The organism is Stutzerimonas zhaodongensis (genome assembly GCF_003696365.1).
Classification (GTDB): Bacteria; Pseudomonadota; Gammaproteobacteria; order Pseudomonadales; family Pseudomonadaceae; genus Stutzerimonas; species Stutzerimonas zhaodongensis.
In genome coordinates, this window is the sequence record NZ_RFFM01000001.1 from 1,471,488 (window position 1) to 1,488,980 (window position 17,493).

At 59.7% G+C, this 17,493-nt stretch carries 13 protein-coding genes; 8 read left to right on the forward strand and 5 right to left on the reverse strand.

Going from position 1 to position 17,493, the window contains the following annotated elements; genetic code table 11:
• The first annotated feature begins 65 nt into the window (after positions 1 to 65).
• Positions 66 to 962, forward strand: coding sequence for a restriction endonuclease (locus EA797_RS06730; protein ID WP_122164348.1), 897 nt, complete (start codon positions 66 to 68; stop codon positions 960 to 962).
• Between the two features lie 112 nt (positions 963 to 1,074).
• A complete protein-coding gene (locus EA797_RS06735; RefSeq protein WP_122164349.1) occupies positions 1,075 to 1,599 on the forward strand; it encodes a hypothetical protein in 525 nt (174 codons plus the stop codon).
• 178 nt (positions 1,600 to 1,777) lie between these two features.
• Here EA797_RS06735 and EA797_RS06740 read toward each other — a convergent pair whose 3' ends face one another.
• A complete protein-coding gene (locus EA797_RS06740; RefSeq protein WP_122164350.1) occupies positions 1,778 to 2,884 on the reverse strand; it encodes a hypothetical protein in 1,107 nt (368 codons plus the stop codon).
• 333 nt (positions 2,885 to 3,217) lie between these two features.
• Between EA797_RS06740 and EA797_RS06745 the strand changes: the two genes are divergently transcribed.
• Both EA797_RS06745 and EA797_RS06750 read left to right on the forward strand, forming a co-directional pair.
• Complete coding sequence (locus tag EA797_RS06745; RefSeq protein ID WP_122164351.1) at positions 3,218 to 4,075, forward strand: DMT family transporter; 858 nt, start codon at positions 3,218 to 3,220, stop codon at positions 4,073 to 4,075.
• Positions 4,076 to 4,545: 470 nt separating this feature from the next.
• Entirely contained in the window at positions 4,546 to 6,186 is a 1,641-nt protein-coding gene (locus EA797_RS06750; RefSeq protein ID WP_122164352.1) for a BCCT family transporter, read from the forward strand.
• Positions 6,187 to 6,339: 153 nt separating this feature from the next.
• Here the strand turns inward: EA797_RS06750 and EA797_RS06755 are convergent, their stop codons facing one another.
• Positions 6,340 to 7,245, reverse strand: a complete 906-nt coding sequence (locus EA797_RS06755; RefSeq protein WP_122164353.1) for a LysR substrate-binding domain-containing protein — start codon at positions 7,243 to 7,245, stop codon at positions 6,340 to 6,342.
• Between the two features lie 117 nt (positions 7,246 to 7,362).
• Between EA797_RS06755 and EA797_RS06760 the strand changes: the two genes are divergently transcribed.
• Positions 7,363 to 8,085 (forward strand): FMN-dependent NADH-azoreductase, encoded by a 723-nt coding sequence (locus EA797_RS06760; protein WP_122164354.1) that lies wholly within the window; start codon positions 7,363 to 7,365, stop codon positions 8,083 to 8,085.
• 461 nt (positions 8,086 to 8,546) lie between these two features.
• Positions 8,547 to 11,219 carry a S8 family peptidase gene (locus tag EA797_RS06765; protein ID WP_122164355.1) on the forward strand — a complete coding sequence of 891 codons (2,673 nt, stop codon included), beginning with the start codon at positions 8,547 to 8,549 and terminating at the stop codon, positions 11,217 to 11,219.
• A 269-nt stretch (positions 11,220 to 11,488) separates the two neighbouring features.
• Here the strand turns inward: EA797_RS06765 and EA797_RS06770 are convergent, their stop codons facing one another.
• Complete coding sequence (locus tag EA797_RS06770; RefSeq protein WP_167468772.1) at positions 11,489 to 11,974, reverse strand: MarR family winged helix-turn-helix transcriptional regulator; 486 nt, start codon at positions 11,972 to 11,974, stop codon at positions 11,489 to 11,491.
• Positions 11,975 to 12,113: 139 nt separating this feature from the next.
• On the opposite strand from EA797_RS06770, the gene EA797_RS06775 reads away from it, so the two are divergent.
• Together EA797_RS06775 and EA797_RS06780 are read left to right on the forward strand one after the other, a co-directional pair.
• Positions 12,114 to 13,256, forward strand: a complete 1,143-nt coding sequence (locus EA797_RS06775) for an MFS transporter (protein ID WP_122164722.1) — start codon at positions 12,114 to 12,116, stop codon at positions 13,254 to 13,256.
• A gap of 66 nt (positions 13,257 to 13,322) precedes the next feature.
• On the forward strand, positions 13,323 to 14,015 hold the full coding sequence (locus EA797_RS06780) for a GNAT family N-acetyltransferase (protein ID WP_122164356.1): 693 nt from the start codon (positions 13,323 to 13,325) through the stop codon (positions 14,013 to 14,015).
• A gap of 161 nt (positions 14,016 to 14,176) precedes the next feature.
• Here EA797_RS06780 and katG read toward each other — a convergent pair whose 3' ends face one another.
• On the reverse strand, positions 14,177 to 16,408 hold the full coding sequence (katG, locus tag EA797_RS06785) for a catalase/peroxidase HPI (RefSeq protein ID WP_122164357.1): 2,232 nt from the start codon (positions 16,406 to 16,408) through the stop codon (positions 14,177 to 14,179).
• Between the two features lie 289 nt (positions 16,409 to 16,697).
• Positions 16,698 to 17,441, reverse strand: coding sequence for a class I SAM-dependent DNA methyltransferase (locus EA797_RS06790; RefSeq protein WP_122164358.1), 744 nt, complete (start codon positions 17,439 to 17,441; stop codon positions 16,698 to 16,700).
• Between the last annotated feature and the right edge of the window lie 52 nt (positions 17,442 to 17,493).

A 17,493-nucleotide genomic window follows, 5' to 3' on the forward strand; every position in this document is an offset into this window, starting at 1 on the left:
TGCTGACTTATCCTCATATCGGCACATTGCCCGGCGCAATCATTTAGCCATCACAAGGACGCGATATGGCACGCCGCCGCAAGCAATCCCCTTTCGAAGACCTGATCGATCTTGCTGCCTTGTTGCCTTGGTGGCTCACCCTGCCGCTTGCGCTCATCGCGTACCTGTGGCTTCACAGCATCGCAATCTCACCGATTCCGACAGTTGCCAATCCAGCCGACTTTGGCAGTCACATGTCCGGCATGATGCTTCGCGGATTGGCAGTGCCCGCGCAGTACTTACTCCCCGCTGCGCTGGTAATCGGAGCCATCGCTTCGGTTGTCGCCCGAATGCGACGCAAGAAGCTCTTCAACTCCATCGCAAGCACCGAAAACACCCTTGAATCCATCAGCTGGCGCGAGTTCGAGCTACTCGTTGGTGAAGCATTCCGGCGCAAGGGCTTTACCGTTGAGGAGACCGGTCAAGGCGGAGCGGATGGCGGGATTGATCTAGTGCTCCTAAAGGACGGCGAAAAGTACTTGGTTCAGTGTAAGCAATGGCGCCGCCAGCTGGTTCAGGTGAACGTAGTGCGTGAGCTATTCGGCGTCATGGCAGCCGAGGGGGCGAAAGGCGGATTCGTCGTGATCTCAGGCCGGTTTACCGAAGATGCTAAGGCGTTTGCCCGCGGCAAGAATCTGCAACTGATCGAAGGCGTCGAGCTTAGCGACATGATTCGTCAAAGCCGCGCGACTGCAGCGCGCCAGAAGTCGCAACCTACTACCAGCAAAGCGCCTTACCAGCCTACATCGGTCTCGTCAGACACACTTGTACAACCCCATCGCGCAACACGACCCTCCTGCCCTACTTGTCAGGCACCGATGGTACAGCGCGTGGCAAAACGAGGAGGCAACGCTGGCAACACGTTCTGGGGTTGCTCGCAGTACCCAAAGTGCAAGACCACGCAAAACGAGATACCCACGTAGCGGAAGTTTTAAGCGCGAAGAAAAGAGGATGAATTCCTTATCCCCGGCTCTGCGGGCTGGAACGCAAGTTACTTGAACAAACTTAACGAATAGATCAGATAAGGAACTATTGATGATTCTTCGATGGTTAGGAATTATAGCTTTACTTACTTTTGCCTCAGGATGTTCTAACCATCAGTACAAAACCTATTTGGGCAACGTGGACGATCCGGCAATTGAGATCCTAGATTTATCCAACGGCGCAGCCGATGCGCCAGTCATCCACTTCGACACAGTGCAATACCGCGACGTAGGCATCCCGTTTCATAGATTGCTGCTGGCAGTTCAAGTTGACGGAGCACGCTTACCGCACGCTGGCCGGCATTCCTTAATGAATTTTTCGGGCTATCAGGCCATCCGGCTGGCACCAGGGAAGCACACGATTGAATGGTGTTGGATATCTATGAATAAGCTCGGCACCGGCGGCGGCATATGTGGTCTAGGCGTCAACGATATAGAGCTGGAGGCCGGCAAGCGTTATCTCGCGACATGGTCTACTGCTACTAGCATCAAGGGCCCGCCTCAGCGAGAGCAGATGGAAATTAAGGTTTCATCCTTTGTGCTCGACCGTGACACCAAGCAACAGGTCTACCCCTGAAGTGAAGCGAGGTAGCCTATAAGTGATGCATGGATAAAGGCTCCGCCGTTTCCACGCTACGCTTACCGAAGTCCCTCTGGCGAAGGACATCACCCGAGCGCCCCATCGGGAAACTCACTTATTCTGGCGTGAACAGACGGCAGGGTTACTTCACCCCGCCGCCTAATCGGCTAGGGAATCAGCGCTGCGTAACAACCGCGCTATTGCCGATGCCGTTTTGCATGATGCTCGCCGAGTTAGCGCTCAAGTCACCGCTAGGGCTGACTTGGGTGAGCGATGCGAAGTTGGCAGTACCAGTCTGAGAGATGACTCCGGAATCGTTAGTCCCGTTATAGAAAACACCCCCAGACTGTGACGCCTCAATGATGTTGTCCGCTCCATTCTGAGCGATATCGAGCGAACTGTCGTCGCCACTTTGAATAACGTCGACAGAATTGTTCTGGCCGTTGGAGTAACCAGTAACGCTGACATTTATGCCGGACTGACTAATCGTCAATCCGTTGCCAGCACCTACTTGATCGAAGTTGACATCGGCCCATGCTCCGCCTGAGCTAACTTGCGCCAAGTTACCTTCACCTTGCTGGTACAGGTCTACTGTGCCGCCTGGGTAGCGGCCACCCGAAGACTGAGTCACGTAGGCATCGTTGAAGCTACCGTTCTGCTCGATATTGGTGCTGGCATAGGAATCGGAATATTGGTCGAGCTCAACATTGTTGTTATTGCCGATCTGCAGAACGTTAGCCCCACTACCTGTTTGGGTAGCCGATACGTCATTCGAATCCCCGATCTGCGTAACGCTGATGCTGCTCATTTGCCCTGATTGCTCGACTTCAACGAAGTTGTTGATGCCGTCTTGCGTGGTTCTGGCGTAGGTCACATTAGCGTCAAGCTGCTCGATAATTGCTTCGTTCCCCTGCCCAGTCTGGTCGATGAGGGCCGTCAGCTGAGCATTGTCAAAAGGCAGCTGGTAAACAGTCGCAACGTTTGCCTCACCGTTCTGGTTTACCTCGGCAGTTGACTCCCATCCGTCCTGCCGGATATCCAACAGATTTCCGGCGCCACGCTGAGTGGTCTGAATTGTGAGTTCTGCGCCTTTCTGATCAATGATCGCCTGGTTGGAAACACCTTCCTGCAACGTAGCAGCCGAAACGTTCTGATTTGCCTGCTGTGTAATCTCTGTGAGGTTGGAATTACCGATCTGCTCAGAAGTAGCGGTGCCAGCAGCGTGAGCCTGGGCCATCAATGTCAGAGATATTGCGGCAGCGAGAATTGAGCGTGAGAACATTGTTATGAGTCCGGTAGATGGGGAACTCAGATCCTTAGTCATAAGCCGAAAGATTAGTATGGACCGAACGATTGGTTCTAAGCCGAAGCTAGCTCAAACCCGCTATTTGACGAGTTCTGGTACGTGATCTAGGGAGGCGCTACAGATGCCCTTTTAGGTTCACTACCTGGCGAGCGGAAGACGTCAAGGTCGCGATCCACCGTCCCAAAGCCGCTTCTGGACACGCTCGCGAAAACCACGGAGGCCATCATCGTCGTGACGTCTGAGCGCGCCCTACTCCACAGTTCGCCTGGGCACGGCAACGACGCCCGTCAGCGCCACAAAGGACCACAGATGAAAGATTCAGCCCGCGGCTTGCTGCTCGTAACGAGCGGCATCTTCGTACTCAGCTTCGATGGCCTGTTGGTGCGCCTGGCGCAGGCGGATGGCTGGAGCATCGTGTTCTGGCGCGGGTTGTTGATGTTCTTGGCGCTGGGCGTGTTCTCGCTGTCCGCCAAGAGCCGAGCCAGCATCATGAAGCACTCGCTGATCAGCGCCGGCTCGGCCTTGTTGCTGGCGTTTACTTCGATCTTTTTTGTGCTGGCGGTCATCCATACCACGATTGCCAATGTGGTGGTCGTGCTCAGCACAGCGCCCCTTTTCGCCGCCCTCTTCACCCGCTTCTTCCTGCGTGAACGAGTGGCCTTGCATACCTGGCTCGCAATCGGCGCGGCGGCGCTGGGGATCGTGATTGTGTTCGCCGGAACCTTTACTCCGACGGATCTGGCCGGTAATGGCTATGCGCTGTTGTCTTCAGCGGCGGTGGGCGCGAACCTCACGTTGTTACGCCGCCACCCGGCCATTGACCGGATGCCGCTCATTGCGCTGGGCGGGTTGGCAGGCGCGCTGATTGCGTTGCCTAATGCCCAGCCGTTCGGCCTGGGCGCAACGAGCTACTGGGCGTTGGCAGTGATGGGCCTTGTGCAGATGCCGCTGGCCACGCTGATGATCAATAACGCGACCCGCTACCTGCCCTCCGCTGAAGTCGCGCTGTTCTATCTGCTGGAAAGCGTGCTGGGTTCGCTGTGGGCCTGGTACTTCCTGCACGAAACGCCCGCCAGCGCGACGCTGTACGGCGGAGCACTGGTCATCGCGACGCTGGTGGTACACGCCGGCTTGACCTTGCGCCCTCGCGCCGCGCTGCCGGCCTGAACGAGAACCCGGCCTCTTCGGATATCCGCCTCGGGCGATGGATGAATAGCTCGACTACGTCGTGTAGGCCAAGCAGCAAGGCAGCGTGAGTAAGGCGTGGGGACTACCGGAACGCCAAATCACCCTCTTCTCGCATCGATGCCGGGCTTGGCTATCCATGCCGTAACTGGCCAGATGCACCGTGCAATCTTTGCCATGACTGGCCTGTTCCCTGATCCAGACGCCCCACCAAATGCTCCCATTTGACGGTAACGCAGACGTCGCTGTCGCAAGGGGAGCCGTCTTGCAGCTTGATCTTGTGTAAGCATGGTCGAATGCCTGAAAAGTCAGGCAAGACCACGCGTGCCGGAATCGTGGTTATGCTTGTTGGCTTTGGCGCTCAGCAGGCTCGCGCATTTGATAACAAAGGTAGTAGGCAGCCGAGGGGCAGGACACGCACGGATAAGCTGAATAAACATTGGAGGGTAAGCATGGCCGATAGCAACGAAACCCCGGCGGCAGGCGGGAACCTGATCGATACCGATTACCAGATCGGCCAGGACAATCTCGTCACGAACATCGGCCCCTTCGATGTCGACATCCACAATCCTGTTTTTGCGATCTCCGGTCTGATGACGATCGTCTTCGTCATTTTCACCCTCGCGTTTCCGGATTTCGCCACCGGCATCTTCAACGCCGCGATGAATTGGGTGACGGTCCGCTTCGACTGGCTGTTCATTCTTGCTTCCAACATCTTCCTGGTGTTCGCCATCGCGGTTGCCATCTCGCCCTTTGGCAAAGTCAGACTCGGCGGAGTGAACGCGAAGCCGGATTTCTCCTTATCTGCATGGCTTTGCATGCTGTTTGCGGCGGGCATGGGCATCGGGCTGCTGTTCTGGAGCGTCGGTGAGCCGATGACGCATTTCGTAAGCGCCGTCGCGGAGGATGCCGGAAGCCCTGACAGTTGGGCGCCGCTGGGTGGTTTGCCCGGTGATGTCGAAGGCTCTGCCAGGCTTGGACTTGCCGCCACGCTCTACCATTGGGGGCTGCAGGCTTGGGCGATCTATGCCGTGGTGGGCCTTGCTCTGGCGCTGTTCGCCTTCAACAAGGGCCTTCCGCTGGCGATACGCTCCACCTTCTATCCGATCTTCGGTGAGCGTGTCTGGGGCTGGACCGGACATACCATCGACATTCTGGCCGTACTGGCAACCCTCTTCGGTCTCGCGACCTCGCTTGGGCTTGGCGCCGAACAGATCAACGCCGGCCTGTTCTTCCTTTACGGCGTTCCGGTGACCAGCACGACGAAGCTTGTGTTGATTGCGGCGATTACAGGTATCGCGACCTATTCAGTTCTGCGGGGGCTCGAAGGCGGTGTGAAGCGTGCCTCGCAAATCAACATGATCCTGGCGTTCGTGCTGCTGGTCGCCGTGTTCGTGCTTGGCCCAACGGGCGCCATCCTGGAGCGCGTCGGCGATTCGGTGGTCAGCTATTTCGCCTATCTGCCGGCACTGTCTAATCCCTTCGGACGCGAGGACGCGAATTACGCGCAGGGCTGGTCGTCGTTCTACTGGGCGTGGTGGGTGTCGTGGTCGCCCTTCGTAGGGATGTTCATCGCCCGGGTCAGCCGCGGCCGCACCGTGCGCGAATTCATGATCTGCGTGCTTATCGTCCCCTCTGCCGTGTGCATCCTCTGGATGTCGATCTTTTCCGGCGTCGCATTCGACCAGTACATCAATGACGGCTACCGCGCAGTGGCGGATGCGGCACTGGAGGTCAAACTCTTCGCAATGTTCGACCTCTTGCCATTCACTCAGACGATGTCGCTGTTGGGCATCGTTCTGGTCGCCATCTTCTTCATCACATCATCGGACAGCGGCTCGCTGGTCATAGACACCATCACCTCGGGCGGCAAGGACGATGGCCCCATTCCTCAACGCGTGTTCTGGTGCATTTTCGAAGGCCTCGTGGCCGTCGCCCTGCTGCTGGGTGGGGGCCTCAAGGCATTGCAGTCCATGGTGGTGACGACCGGCTTCCCGTTCACCTTCGTGCTGCTGCTGATGTGCGTCAGCATCGTCATAGGCCTCAAAAGCGAGCTCAAGGCACCGCACCCAACGGTCGCAAAGGTGCGATAACACCGCGCCGCGTTTGCCTCCGCCTCGTTGCCCGATCAGCGAGGTGGAAGGTGGGCAGCTAGCAATCAGCCTGGACGATACGCGTGGAAAAGGCTTCGCCGTTTTCCACCCTAAGGCCCGGACCTCGCATAGCGCGGCTCAGCTTTGCCGTTATCAGCCCGTCACCTCACACAACCCACCCGGCACCGCCATCACCCAGTCGCGCACTGCCTGTACCGTCGGGTCATCCCGCCGGCTCTCGGGGTACACCAGGTGAAACGGCTTGCCCGGCATTTCCGGCCCAAACGGCTGCACCAGCCTCCCTTCCTTCAGTTCATCCTCGATCAGCTGGCGGCTCATTAGGGCCACGCCCTGGGCGCCGATGGCGGCTGAGATGGCGTGCGTCTCGTCGGAGAACACCAGCCCCGCGCTGACGTCCAGCCCCGGCACGTTGGCAAGCTTCTGCCATGACGCCCAATGAATCGGAGCGGAAGCTGCGGCTTGCGCATGAAAGTGAATCAGCGAGTGCCTGGGTAGCTCGGCTACGTCACGCAAACCGAGATGCGGGCTGCAGACGGGAACGAAGGTGTTGTCGAACAGCTTCTCCGCCACCAAGCCGGGCCAGCGACCATCGCCATAGCGGATTGCGACATCCGCCGTGACACCATCCAGCGCGACCGGCTCGTGGGAGGTGTGGAAGCGCAAATCAATGTCGGGATGGGAATCGCGCAGCATACAGACCCAGGGCACCAGCCAGCGGACCGCTATTGCCGGTGTGGTGGTCAGCGTAATGGCCTGCCGGCAGGGCTTAGCGCTGAGGCGGTCGACCGTTGTGCTGATAGCGTCGAATGCCGTTTCCAGCACCTGTTGCAGCTCCCGCCCCTGGGCGGTCAATTCCAGCTTTCGGGGTTTGCGCAGAAACAGCGAGACGCCAAGCGATTCTTCCAGCAAGCGAATCTGGTGACTGATCGCCGTGGCGGTGACGTTCAACTCTTCGGCAGCCTGCTTGGCGCTCTCTCGGCGCGCAGCCGCTTCGAAGGCACGTAGTGCGGAAAGCGAAGGTAACCAGCGGTGCGCCATGGCTGAGTTTTCCTCATCTGTATTCGAAAGAAATCGTCGTTTGTCGCCCATAGAGCCTAACCCTAGGCTGGGTCTACCGCGAATGACAGATGAATTCGTTCACAGAGGAGACTCACCATGACGCACCTTCTGCACCTCGACGCCAGCGCCCGCCCCGGTCTTGCCGGCAAGGACCAACACGGCTCTCACAGCCGCAACCTCAGCCATCGCTTCGTCAGCCAGTGGCGAGCCCACCGCGCGCAGGACAGCATCGTGTATCGGGATATAGGCCAGAACCCGCCTCCGTATCTCAACCATGACTGGATCGCGTCGGCCTTTACGCCGCCAGAACGCCAGGAGCCCTGGATGAAGGACGCTCTGGCGGAGAGCGACCAGCTTGTGGATGAGCTGATCGCCGCCGATGTGCTGGTCATCGGGACGCCGCTCTACAACTTCGGCATGCCCGCCCCACTAAAGGCGTGGATTGATCAGATCGTGCGTCTGGCCCGAACTGTTGGAATCGACGAAACCAAACTCCCTGAGCCTTACGTCCCATTGCTGGCAGACAGGCCACGGCACGCTGTCATTCTCACTGCCAGGGGTGGCATCGGCTTTGGCCCCGGCGGCGAGATGGCGCACATGAACCATCTGGAGCCGAATCTGATAACGGCGCTGAATTTTATCGGCATTACCCGCATCCACCAGATTGCCATCGAAGGGCAGGAAACGGGCGGCGAGGTGTTGGCTGCCTCGGTGGAGCAGGCCCTGCATCAGGTGGATGTGTTGGTCGCTCAGCTTCAGATGACGCTGGAGGCCGCCACTGCGCTGCCTAGCAATCAAAGGCAGACCGAGGCGGTATAGCTTGTCGAATCGAATACTGAATGGCACAGAGCCCGGCTTCTACTGGGCTCTGTGCAACCTTACTACGTGCTTGCCAAGAGTTTAGATGTCCGGAATCGACGCTAAATCGTCATGCCACGCTGACCTTCTAATGTCGATGGTGGCGAAAATTGTCACCAGCTGGGCAAAGGAAAGGCTCGGCACTGGCGAGCACGTATGCCCGCTTCGTTAACCGCTTCGCTTTCACTTTTATCCATGCGCGCTTCGCGTCACAAAAACGGCACACGCATGGCACTTCGCCAATAGAGTGGCGCACCGGTTGCTTCTAGCCAGTTGGATGGCCAAGAACAACACGGGAGTTCATACAGATGGATAAGGGTAGAAAGTCGGCATGGAATACAGGGCTGGTTGCTCGCAGAACGCTGTTGGGTCTGTTTATCTCTACTTCAGCGTGGGCCACGCCTTTTCCTCCAGCAGACTTGATGCCTGAAATCCAGCAGGAGTTCATACGTCTGTATGAGCTGCCGGACTCCCTGCTGCGCATGCAGGTCGAGCCGGCTCTGGAGATTTTCCCCGAATACCGCAGCTCGCTTGTGCAATACCTGGCCCTGGATGCCAGCCCGCAAAGGCAGAAGCTGCTGGCTGAGATTTCCAATGCCACCGAGGAGGAGCGCGTGGCGTGGTTTCAGACGCCTCGCGGCCAGAAACTTGCCATCACCGGGGCCGTTGCGACGGCAGCCGTGCTGATAGCAGCCAATAACCGTTCCGATGAAAGCCGCCCGAAGCCGTCAACGGGTGGCCAACCTGCTCCTGCTCCTGCGCCTACCCCGTCACCGCAACCTGCTCCAACACCGAGTCCCGCTCCGCAACCGAATCCGACCCCGAGCCCAGCCCCGACGCCGACGCCGGACCCGGCCCCACAACCGGAACCGGAACCAGCGCCAGCACCAGCACCAGCACCAGTTCCTCAACCGGACCCGACACCTGAACCCGAGCCACAGCCACCTGAACCCCCGCGTGTCGCTGTGCCCGGGGATTTCCGCACGCCTGAGTTCAACCGCGCCAACCATCTGTCGTTGCTCGGTGCCGATTACGCCTACGCCCGCGGGGCCAGTGCCGATGGCGTTGTCGTGGCGGTGAAAGATACCGGCGTCGATATCGATGCGGCCGAGCTTCGAAACCAGATCGCACCCGGCGGGGACCGTGTAACTGACGGCGGCGAGCGGATGTCGGATACCGGCACCCACGGTACTGCTGTCGCCAAGGCAGTCGCCGCGGAAAAGAACGACTCGGCCGTTCACGGTGTGGCGTACGGTGCGAAACTGCTGCCAATCCGGGTAATGGGAAGCGGCGCACTGAGCGACCAGGACCAGGTCGCTCGAGAGATTCAGTATGGCGCCCGCGTCTCCAACAACAGCTGGAGCCTGACCCGAGCGGGCGGTGGTACCTCGCGCATCGAGGACAACGCCGACGGTGGCAAGTGGGTTCGCGATCACTTTGGCCCGATCTATCAGCAAGGAGTCGATGCGGGCATCGTCTACGTCTGGGCCGCTGGCAACAGCGGTGACAGCCAGCCCAGCTCCCTAGCAGCACTGCCAGTACTCGTCCCCGGCCTTCAGGGGCAGTGGCTTGCAGTTGTCGCGGTCGACCACAACAACAGTTCCACCGGCTCAATCTCCGGGTACTCCAATCGCTGCGGTGATGCGGCAGCCTGGTGTATAGCGGCACCTGGGCAGATCGTGGTCGATGTCCATGGAGATGGCTCCAGTCAATGGGTAGCCGGCACCTCGATTGCCGCTCCGCAAGTCAGCGGCGGAGTCGCCCTGCTGATGGATCTGTTCCCCACGCTGAGCCCGGCGCAGATCGTCCAGCGCCTGCTCGTCTCAGCCAGTAAGACCGGGCCTTATTCGGACCAGGCTATTTACGGTCAGGGCGTGATGGACCTGAACGCCGCCACTCAACCCATCGGTGCGCTGATGATCGAGACCTCCACCGGCCGGATAGTCCCGTTCAACAGCGCGGTGATCTCAGAGAGCTCCGCCATGGGCAGTGCAATCCGCAATTCGCTTGCCAAGGTGGATCTGGTACTCAAGGACAGCCTGAACGCCCCGTTCCTGTTCAGCGGAGCGACACTGAGCGCCGATGCTCAGGCAGAGCCCAGCCGAATCGACACCGACCGGTATCTGGCGCGCTTCGATCAGGAGTACCGCATGCAGTCACTCACCACCGAGGGCGGCCTGCGTCTGGACTACAGCGCAGGCGGTGAAGGCAGCGGGCTCGACGCCGTCGGCGCAATGCAGGCCTGGCAGCAGTTCAGCCCGGATCTTGCCCTCAGCGCCAGCTTCAACACCGATCCGTCCTGGAACCAGGGCCTGCAGCATCTGGCGCCGACGCTCAAACACGCGAGCCTGACCCAAGCATTCAGTAACCCTTATCTGAGCCTGGACGAGCAGGCCAGCGGAGCGGGCATGCACTGGCAGCTCGGTAGCCATTGGCATGGCGGCTTGCAGGTTCAAGCCGGCAAGGTGCCGCAGCGCTTCGCCGACCGAGGAGATTCGCAACTGCAGCACAGTATGCAAACCGAATGGGGTTACGTTGCGCCCTCAGGCCTGGCAGCCAGCGTACAGCTGGGAGTACTGAGCGAAGAACAGCGCCTGCTTGGCTCACAAAGCAATGCGTTGTTTGGTGATGGGCAGGCGCGAACATTGTTCAGCGGTTTGAACGTGGCAATGCCGCTCAGTGAACGCTGGAAGGTTTATGGGCGATACAACACGGGCCGGAGCCGCTTAGCCAGCAACGGCTGGGCACAGGAAGCCACCGTATACAGCGACAGTTTTACCCTCGGCGTGATCGGACAACCAACCAGCCAATGGCAGTTGGGCGCCCTCGCCTATCAGCCTCTACGGATCAAAGACGGCACGCTTTCCACATCATTGCCCACCGATTTGAACCAGGACAACAGCATAGCCTGGAATCAGGTTGATCTGAGCCTGAACGCCGATGGCAAGCACATGGAATATGAAATGTTCTTCCGTTACGAAATGCCCGTATGGGCAATCAACTTCAAAGGCAGCTTGTTGCGCATCGAGGACTACAACAACGAGGCGGGCAATAACGATCTGATGTTGCTGCTCAACGCCGCCATGCCTTACTGAGGCGGCAACAACGGCATGCGGTTTTTGATCAAACCGTAGGCTGAGCGCAGTCACACCAAGCATCGATCAGGCGGCGTCCCATGGCGCCGCAGCAACGCTTACGCTGAACGTTTCCAGCCAGGAACAGGTGGCGGGGGACTTGCGGCCGCGCTAGCGGTTACTCCTGCGGTCCAAGCCGCTCAAGAGCAAGCCAAAGCTTGCTGAGGACCGGCGGTTACATGCGGCGCAAGTGGTTTGCCAGTCGCGCTATCTACCGTCCGATATTCGCCTTAGCGCCCCGCCAACCATTTGCCCAGTAGCGCATCGAGCTGCTCTTGCTCGTCACGGCTGAGGGGCGCAAGCGCTCGTTTCTCATTTTCTACGTGTGCTTCCATTAGACCGTCGATCAGGGTAAAGCCCGAGTCGGTTAGGGCGACCAGTGTGCCCCGACGATCGTCCGGGTTGGGTCGACGATCGATCAGTCCTGCGCGCTCCAATCGGTCGAGCCGGTTGGTCATCCCGCCCGAGGAAATCATCGCGGCCTCATACAACGCAGTCGGGCTCAACGCATAGGGTGCTCCTGCGCGACGCAGAGTCGCCAGTACGTCGAATTCACCGAAGTGCAGCCGATGTGCATCAAAGAACGGTTGGAGCACATCCCTACTCAGCAACTGTGCCGCCTCACCCAGACGCCCGATCAGGCGCATCGGCAATGTATCCAGGTCGGGCCGTTGGTCCTGCCATTGCTCCACGGCGAGCTGCGCTCGATCAGTCATGAATTCCTCATCCATTTATCTTAGTGCTAAGATACTTTTCGTTAAGATACTTGCCGCCTTCCCGGAGAAACATATGCTTTCCGTTCGAACATCCGCATCGCCTTCATTATTGCGGGGTGGCGAAGCCTTAGCCACAGTCGTGCTTGTGCTACTGGTGGGCCTGAATTTGAGGCCAATCCTGGCGTCCATCGGCCCGCTGCTCGATGGTATCCAGGCTGCGACAGGACTGGGCGGCGGCGGAGCCGGTGCATTGACTACGCTGCCCATCGCCGCGATGGGTCTTTGTGCGCTCGGCGGGGCCAGGCTTCAAGCGAGTCTTGGCGAGCGACGTGGCGTGGCGCTTGGGCTCGCGCTAGTCGCTCTGGCCAGCGCCCTGCGATGGGGCGCGCCAAGCGGCACGGGGCTGATCCTTACAGCTGCGCTGGGAGGCGCAGGGATTGCTCTGGCACAAGCTTTGGTACCGGCTTACATACGTAGCTGCCATCCGCAGCGCGCCAACACTCTGATGGGGCTCTATACCACTGGCATCATGGGTGGCGCTGCTGTGGCCGCCACGGCGGCAGCGCCACTAGCCGAGCGATTCGGATGGGCCAATGGGCTGGCCATGTGGGCAGTGCCGGCAGTACTGACGTTGGTGGGATGGTGGTTCATGGCGCAACGCCCAGTCGCCACAGGCCCAACCTCTTCACATCCATTGCCATTGAGATCACCGGTAGCCTGGCGGCTGATGATTTTCTTCGGCGTCGGTACCGCTGCCTATACCCTGGTGCTGGCATGGCTGCCACCCTATTACACCTCTCTTGGCTGGAGCGCTGCCGATAGCGGCCTCTTACTTGGCGGGATCAGCCTCGCCGAGGTATGCGCGGGCCTGTTGCTCTCCGCCTTTATCGGACGATTCAAAAAGCGCCGGCTGCTGGTCATGGGTGTACTGACAGTCGTGCTGGTCGGATTGTTATGTCTGGCGTTTGCCCCACTGACCTTGGCCATTCCTACAGCCATCCTGCTGGGCGTGGGGATTGGTGGTTTGTTTCCCCTTTCATTGATACTGGCGATGGACCATGTCGAGCACGCCGCCGAGACAGGCGCTCTCCTGGGCTTCGTGCAAGGTGGTGGTTATCTGATCGCCAGCTTGGCGCCGCTGACGGCAGGCCTGCTGCGCGATCACCTGAACAGCCTCGCAAATACATGGCTGATGATGGCTGCCGGGATCGTAGTGTTGATGGGCCTGGGGCTACGGCTCACAAGGTCCCTGTCTGTCGAGACACAGCACGCTCGGGCCTAATCTCACTACCCTCGAGTGGATCGCCGTTACAATGCAACCTTTGCCAAACCGCGCCGGAGCCCAACCATGTTCACCCTCACCCACCTCAACACCCCGCCACCGGAATCGATGAAAGGCCAGGTGTTGCAGATGGTGGTGGATTACCTCAGCGACATCAGCTCGGTGTCGCTGCCGCCCAGTAACCCTCTGTATCAGCTCTATCAGTATGTCGTGGGGTTCGAAGTGCATCGTTATCTCGACAGCATGGACGGTGCGCAGGCGGGCAAGCCGGAGCTGATCATGGCGCTGGATGCGGACGACCCGGCGAGCCTGCTGGGTTTTGCGTTGTATCTTCCGTATGTGGATGACGCCGACGCGTGCGCGTTGCTGTATCTGGCGGTGCGGGACAGCCATCGCCAGCATGGCGTCGGGCGGGCCATGGTCGATGCGATGATGGCGCGGTATCCCCACGCGGAGGTGGCCTGCGTGGCCGGCAAGGTGCCGTATTTCGAAAAGCTTGGATTTCTGCCGTTGGCGGCCCGTGGTCCGCAAGTGGTGATGAACACCCGGAGCCGGGTATCCGATGGGGTCTTGGCGGTGCAGGATCTGGAGCCGATCTTCACATCCGAAGAAGTGCGGCAGATCCATACCTATCTCGTGAAGCAGCACGGCGCTGAAGCCATGAGCGACGCAGAAAAAGATCGCGACCGTCTGCTTGATGAACTGGCACAGCAGGCGAACGAGTTGGCGCAGCGATCATCAACAGCGCGATTGCACTAGGGAATCTGGCTACCGCTGGCCGCTGATCTTTTGCACAGAAATAAAAAGACCGGGCACTGAGCCCGGTCCGTTCGTTAGCCCTGACTTTTGTCCCAACCACAGGCTGGGCCAATGACTGTTTTGCGTCGGGTCGGCGGCACCCTATGGCGCCGCCGCAAGACTCAGGCAGAAAGCTTCTGGCTGAACTTGTCCTCTGCCGTCCCGATATCGATCCGGTCCGCGTTCATCACCTTGTCCCAGGCGGCGACGAAGTCTTTTACGAACTTCTCGTTGCCGTCGGCCATGCCATACACCTCGGCCTGGGCACGCAGCTCCGATTGCGCCCCGAAGATCAGGTCCACCCGAGTCGCCGTCCAGGTCGGCTGGCGGGTCTTGCGGTTGAGACCCTGGTAACGGTTCTTGTGCTCGGTCGCGACCCACTCGTTGCCCATGTCCAGCAGGTTGACGAAGAAGTCATTGGAGAGCGTTCCGACCCGATGGGTGAAGACGCCCTCCTTCCCGCCATCGGCGTTGGTGCCCAGCACCCGCATGCCACCGACCAGTGCAGTCATTTCCGGTGCGCTGAGGCGAAGCAGATGCGCCTTGTCCACCAGCGCTTCCTCGGGCGCCATGAAGTGGGCGTCGTAGTAGTGGTTACGGAAGCCGTCCGCGACCGGGCGCAGAGCCTGGAATGACTCGATGTCGGTCCATTCCTCCAGTGCATCCATTCGCCCAGGGGTGAATGGGACTTTGATGGTAACGCCGCCTTCCTGAGCGGCCTTCTCGACTGCAGCGCAACCGGCGAGCACGATGAGGTCCGCCATGGAGACCTTCTTGCCGCCAGTGGCCGAACCATTGAACTCGTTCTGGATGTTGGTCAGCTTCTCGAGCACACGGGCAAGCAACGCCGGGTTGTTCTCTTCCCAGTCCTTCTGCGGGGCAAAGCGGATACGCGCACCGTTTGCACCGCCACGCTTATCCGAGCCGCGGAAAGTCGATGCCGATGCCCAGGCCACTGACACCAGTTCCGATACGGAAAAGCCCATCCCGAGCAGCTTCTGCTTGAGGGAGGCGATGTCGGCGTCGTCGATCAACGGGTGGTCACACTCGGGAATCGGGTCCTGCCAGATCAGCGTTTCCTTGGGCACGAGTGGGCCGAGGTAACGGCCGGTGGGGCCCATGTCGCGGTGGGTGAGCTTGAACCAGGCACGGGCGAAAGCATCAGCGAACTCATCCGGGTTCTCGAGGAAGTGCCGCGAGATCTTTTCGTACTCAGGGTCGAAGCGCAGGGCCAGGTCCGAGGTCAGCATGGTCGGCTTGCGCTTCTTGTTGGGATCGAAGGGGTCGGGAATGATTTCCCCGACATCCTTGGCTTGCCACTGATGCGCGCCGGCCGGGCTCTTGGTCAGTTCCCACTCGAAGTTGAAGAGGTTTTCGAAGAAGTAGTTCGACCACTGTGTGGGGGTCTGACTCCAGATCACTTCCAGGCCGGAAGTGATGGCGTCGGCGCCTACGCCGGTCTTGTACCGGCTGCGCCAGCCCAGGCCCTGATCTTCGATCACAGCGCCTTCCGGCTCCGGCCCCATCAGCGAGGGATCGCCTGCGCCGTGGGTCTTGCCGAAGGTGTGGCCGCCGGCGATCAGCGCAACGGTTTCATAGTCGTTCATCGCCATGCGCGCGAAGGTTTCGCGGATGTCGTGAGCCGACGCCTTGGGATCGGGATTGCCGTTCGGGCCTTCCGGGTTCACGTAGATCAAGCCCATCTGCACCGCACCGAGACCCGGGTGCAGCTGGCGCTCGCCGCTGTAACGCTCGTCGCCCAGCCAGGTGCCTTCGGGGCCCCAGTAGAGTTCTTCCGGTTCCCAGGTATCGGCGCGACCACCGGCGAAACCGAAGGTCTTGAAGCCCATGGATTCGAGCGCGACGTTGCCGGTGAGCACGTACAGGTCAGCCCAGGACAGCTTGCGCCCGTATTTCTGCTTGATTGGCCACAGCAGACGCCTGGCCTTGTCGAGCGCGGCGTTGTCCGGCCAGCTATTGAGCGGTGCGAAGCGCTGCTGGCCACCGCCTGCGCCGCCGCGGCCGTCGGTGATGCGGTAGGTCCCGGCGCTGTGCCAGGCCAGCCGGATGAACAGCCCGCCGTAGTGGCCGAAGTCTGCCGGCCACCAGTCTTGCGAATCGGTCATCAGGGCATGCAGATCGGCAATCACTGCATCGAGGTCGAGCGAGCTGAACTCCGCGCCATAGTCGAAATCGCCACCGTATGGGTTGGATCGCGGCGAATGCTGATTAAGAGACGTAAGGCTCAGAGCCTCGGGCCACCAATCCCGGTTGCCGGGTTTCTTGCGCGGCGCGCCTGCACCATGACCAAATGGGCATCCGCCACCAGCGTTTTCTCCAGACTCGGCGTTCATCTACGGTTCCTCACGGTTGTTGTCACAACGCCGTCGCGTGGACGGCTTTGCAGCAAAACTAGCAGCGGGAAAGATGCTCTACAAACGGCCCATCTGGCTGAAAAGGCCTATTGAACCACCTGACTGATAAACCGATACGCCAGAGATGGCCAGATTACGGGGCATGCAGGCACCTGGCACCCGTTTTGAGGCGTCTTTATCGAATTTTCCTATCGGACCGATAGCCGCTTTCGGTCATCGCTTCTAAATGAGGGGTCAGCAGTGACGAGAGCGGCTGCGTCGCTGCTTGTTACGCCTTGACGCAGGCGAATAGCGCGTTCCCCGACACACCATCCCAGGGAGCGATCTTCTGATAATCATGCTCGAGCACATGGACCTCGAAGTAGGGTTGGAGCAGCTCTGATAGCTCGCTGAAACTCACGGCAACCATAGGGTGCTCGTCTTGCCATACCTGGCTTTGGCCGGAAACGGTTCGCTCGATGCGAAGCTTGAGCAGCTGACTTTCACCCGCGCCTGCGTAATGCCAGCGAGAACTGAAAGTGAACAATCCATCGGCGTGCGTAGCGCTGTGCGATACAAAAGAACGATTGTCGATGGTGTGCTTGTCGACGGCGTTGAAGCAGAACAGTCCACCGGGCACCAGCGCGGCATGCACGCTGGCGATACAGGCTTTCAACCGCTCGATGCTGGCGCTGTAGTGGATGGAATAAAGAAAGCAGGTGATCAGGTCGACCGGCTGAGTCGACGTAAAACTGCACATGTCCTGTCGGGAAAAACAGGCTTGCGGGCAGCGGATCGCCGCTCTGTCCAGCATGGGCTGGTTGATGTCGAGACCACTGCTCTGATAGCCCGCGTCGATGAAATGACGAACATGCGGCCCGGTCCCGCAGGCGAGATCCAGGTGCCGGTTTGCGCCGTTGCCGAGCAGCTGTTGAAGCCGATGAATACAGTGGCTTTGCGCCCTGTAGTCAATGTCGGCGCACATGAGGTCGTAGTAACCCGACAGGTCGGTATAGAGCGCATTGCCGGGCATGTGGGCTGATGTTCCGGGTGTGGGGGCGTTGGCGGGCGCGCATCATATCTCA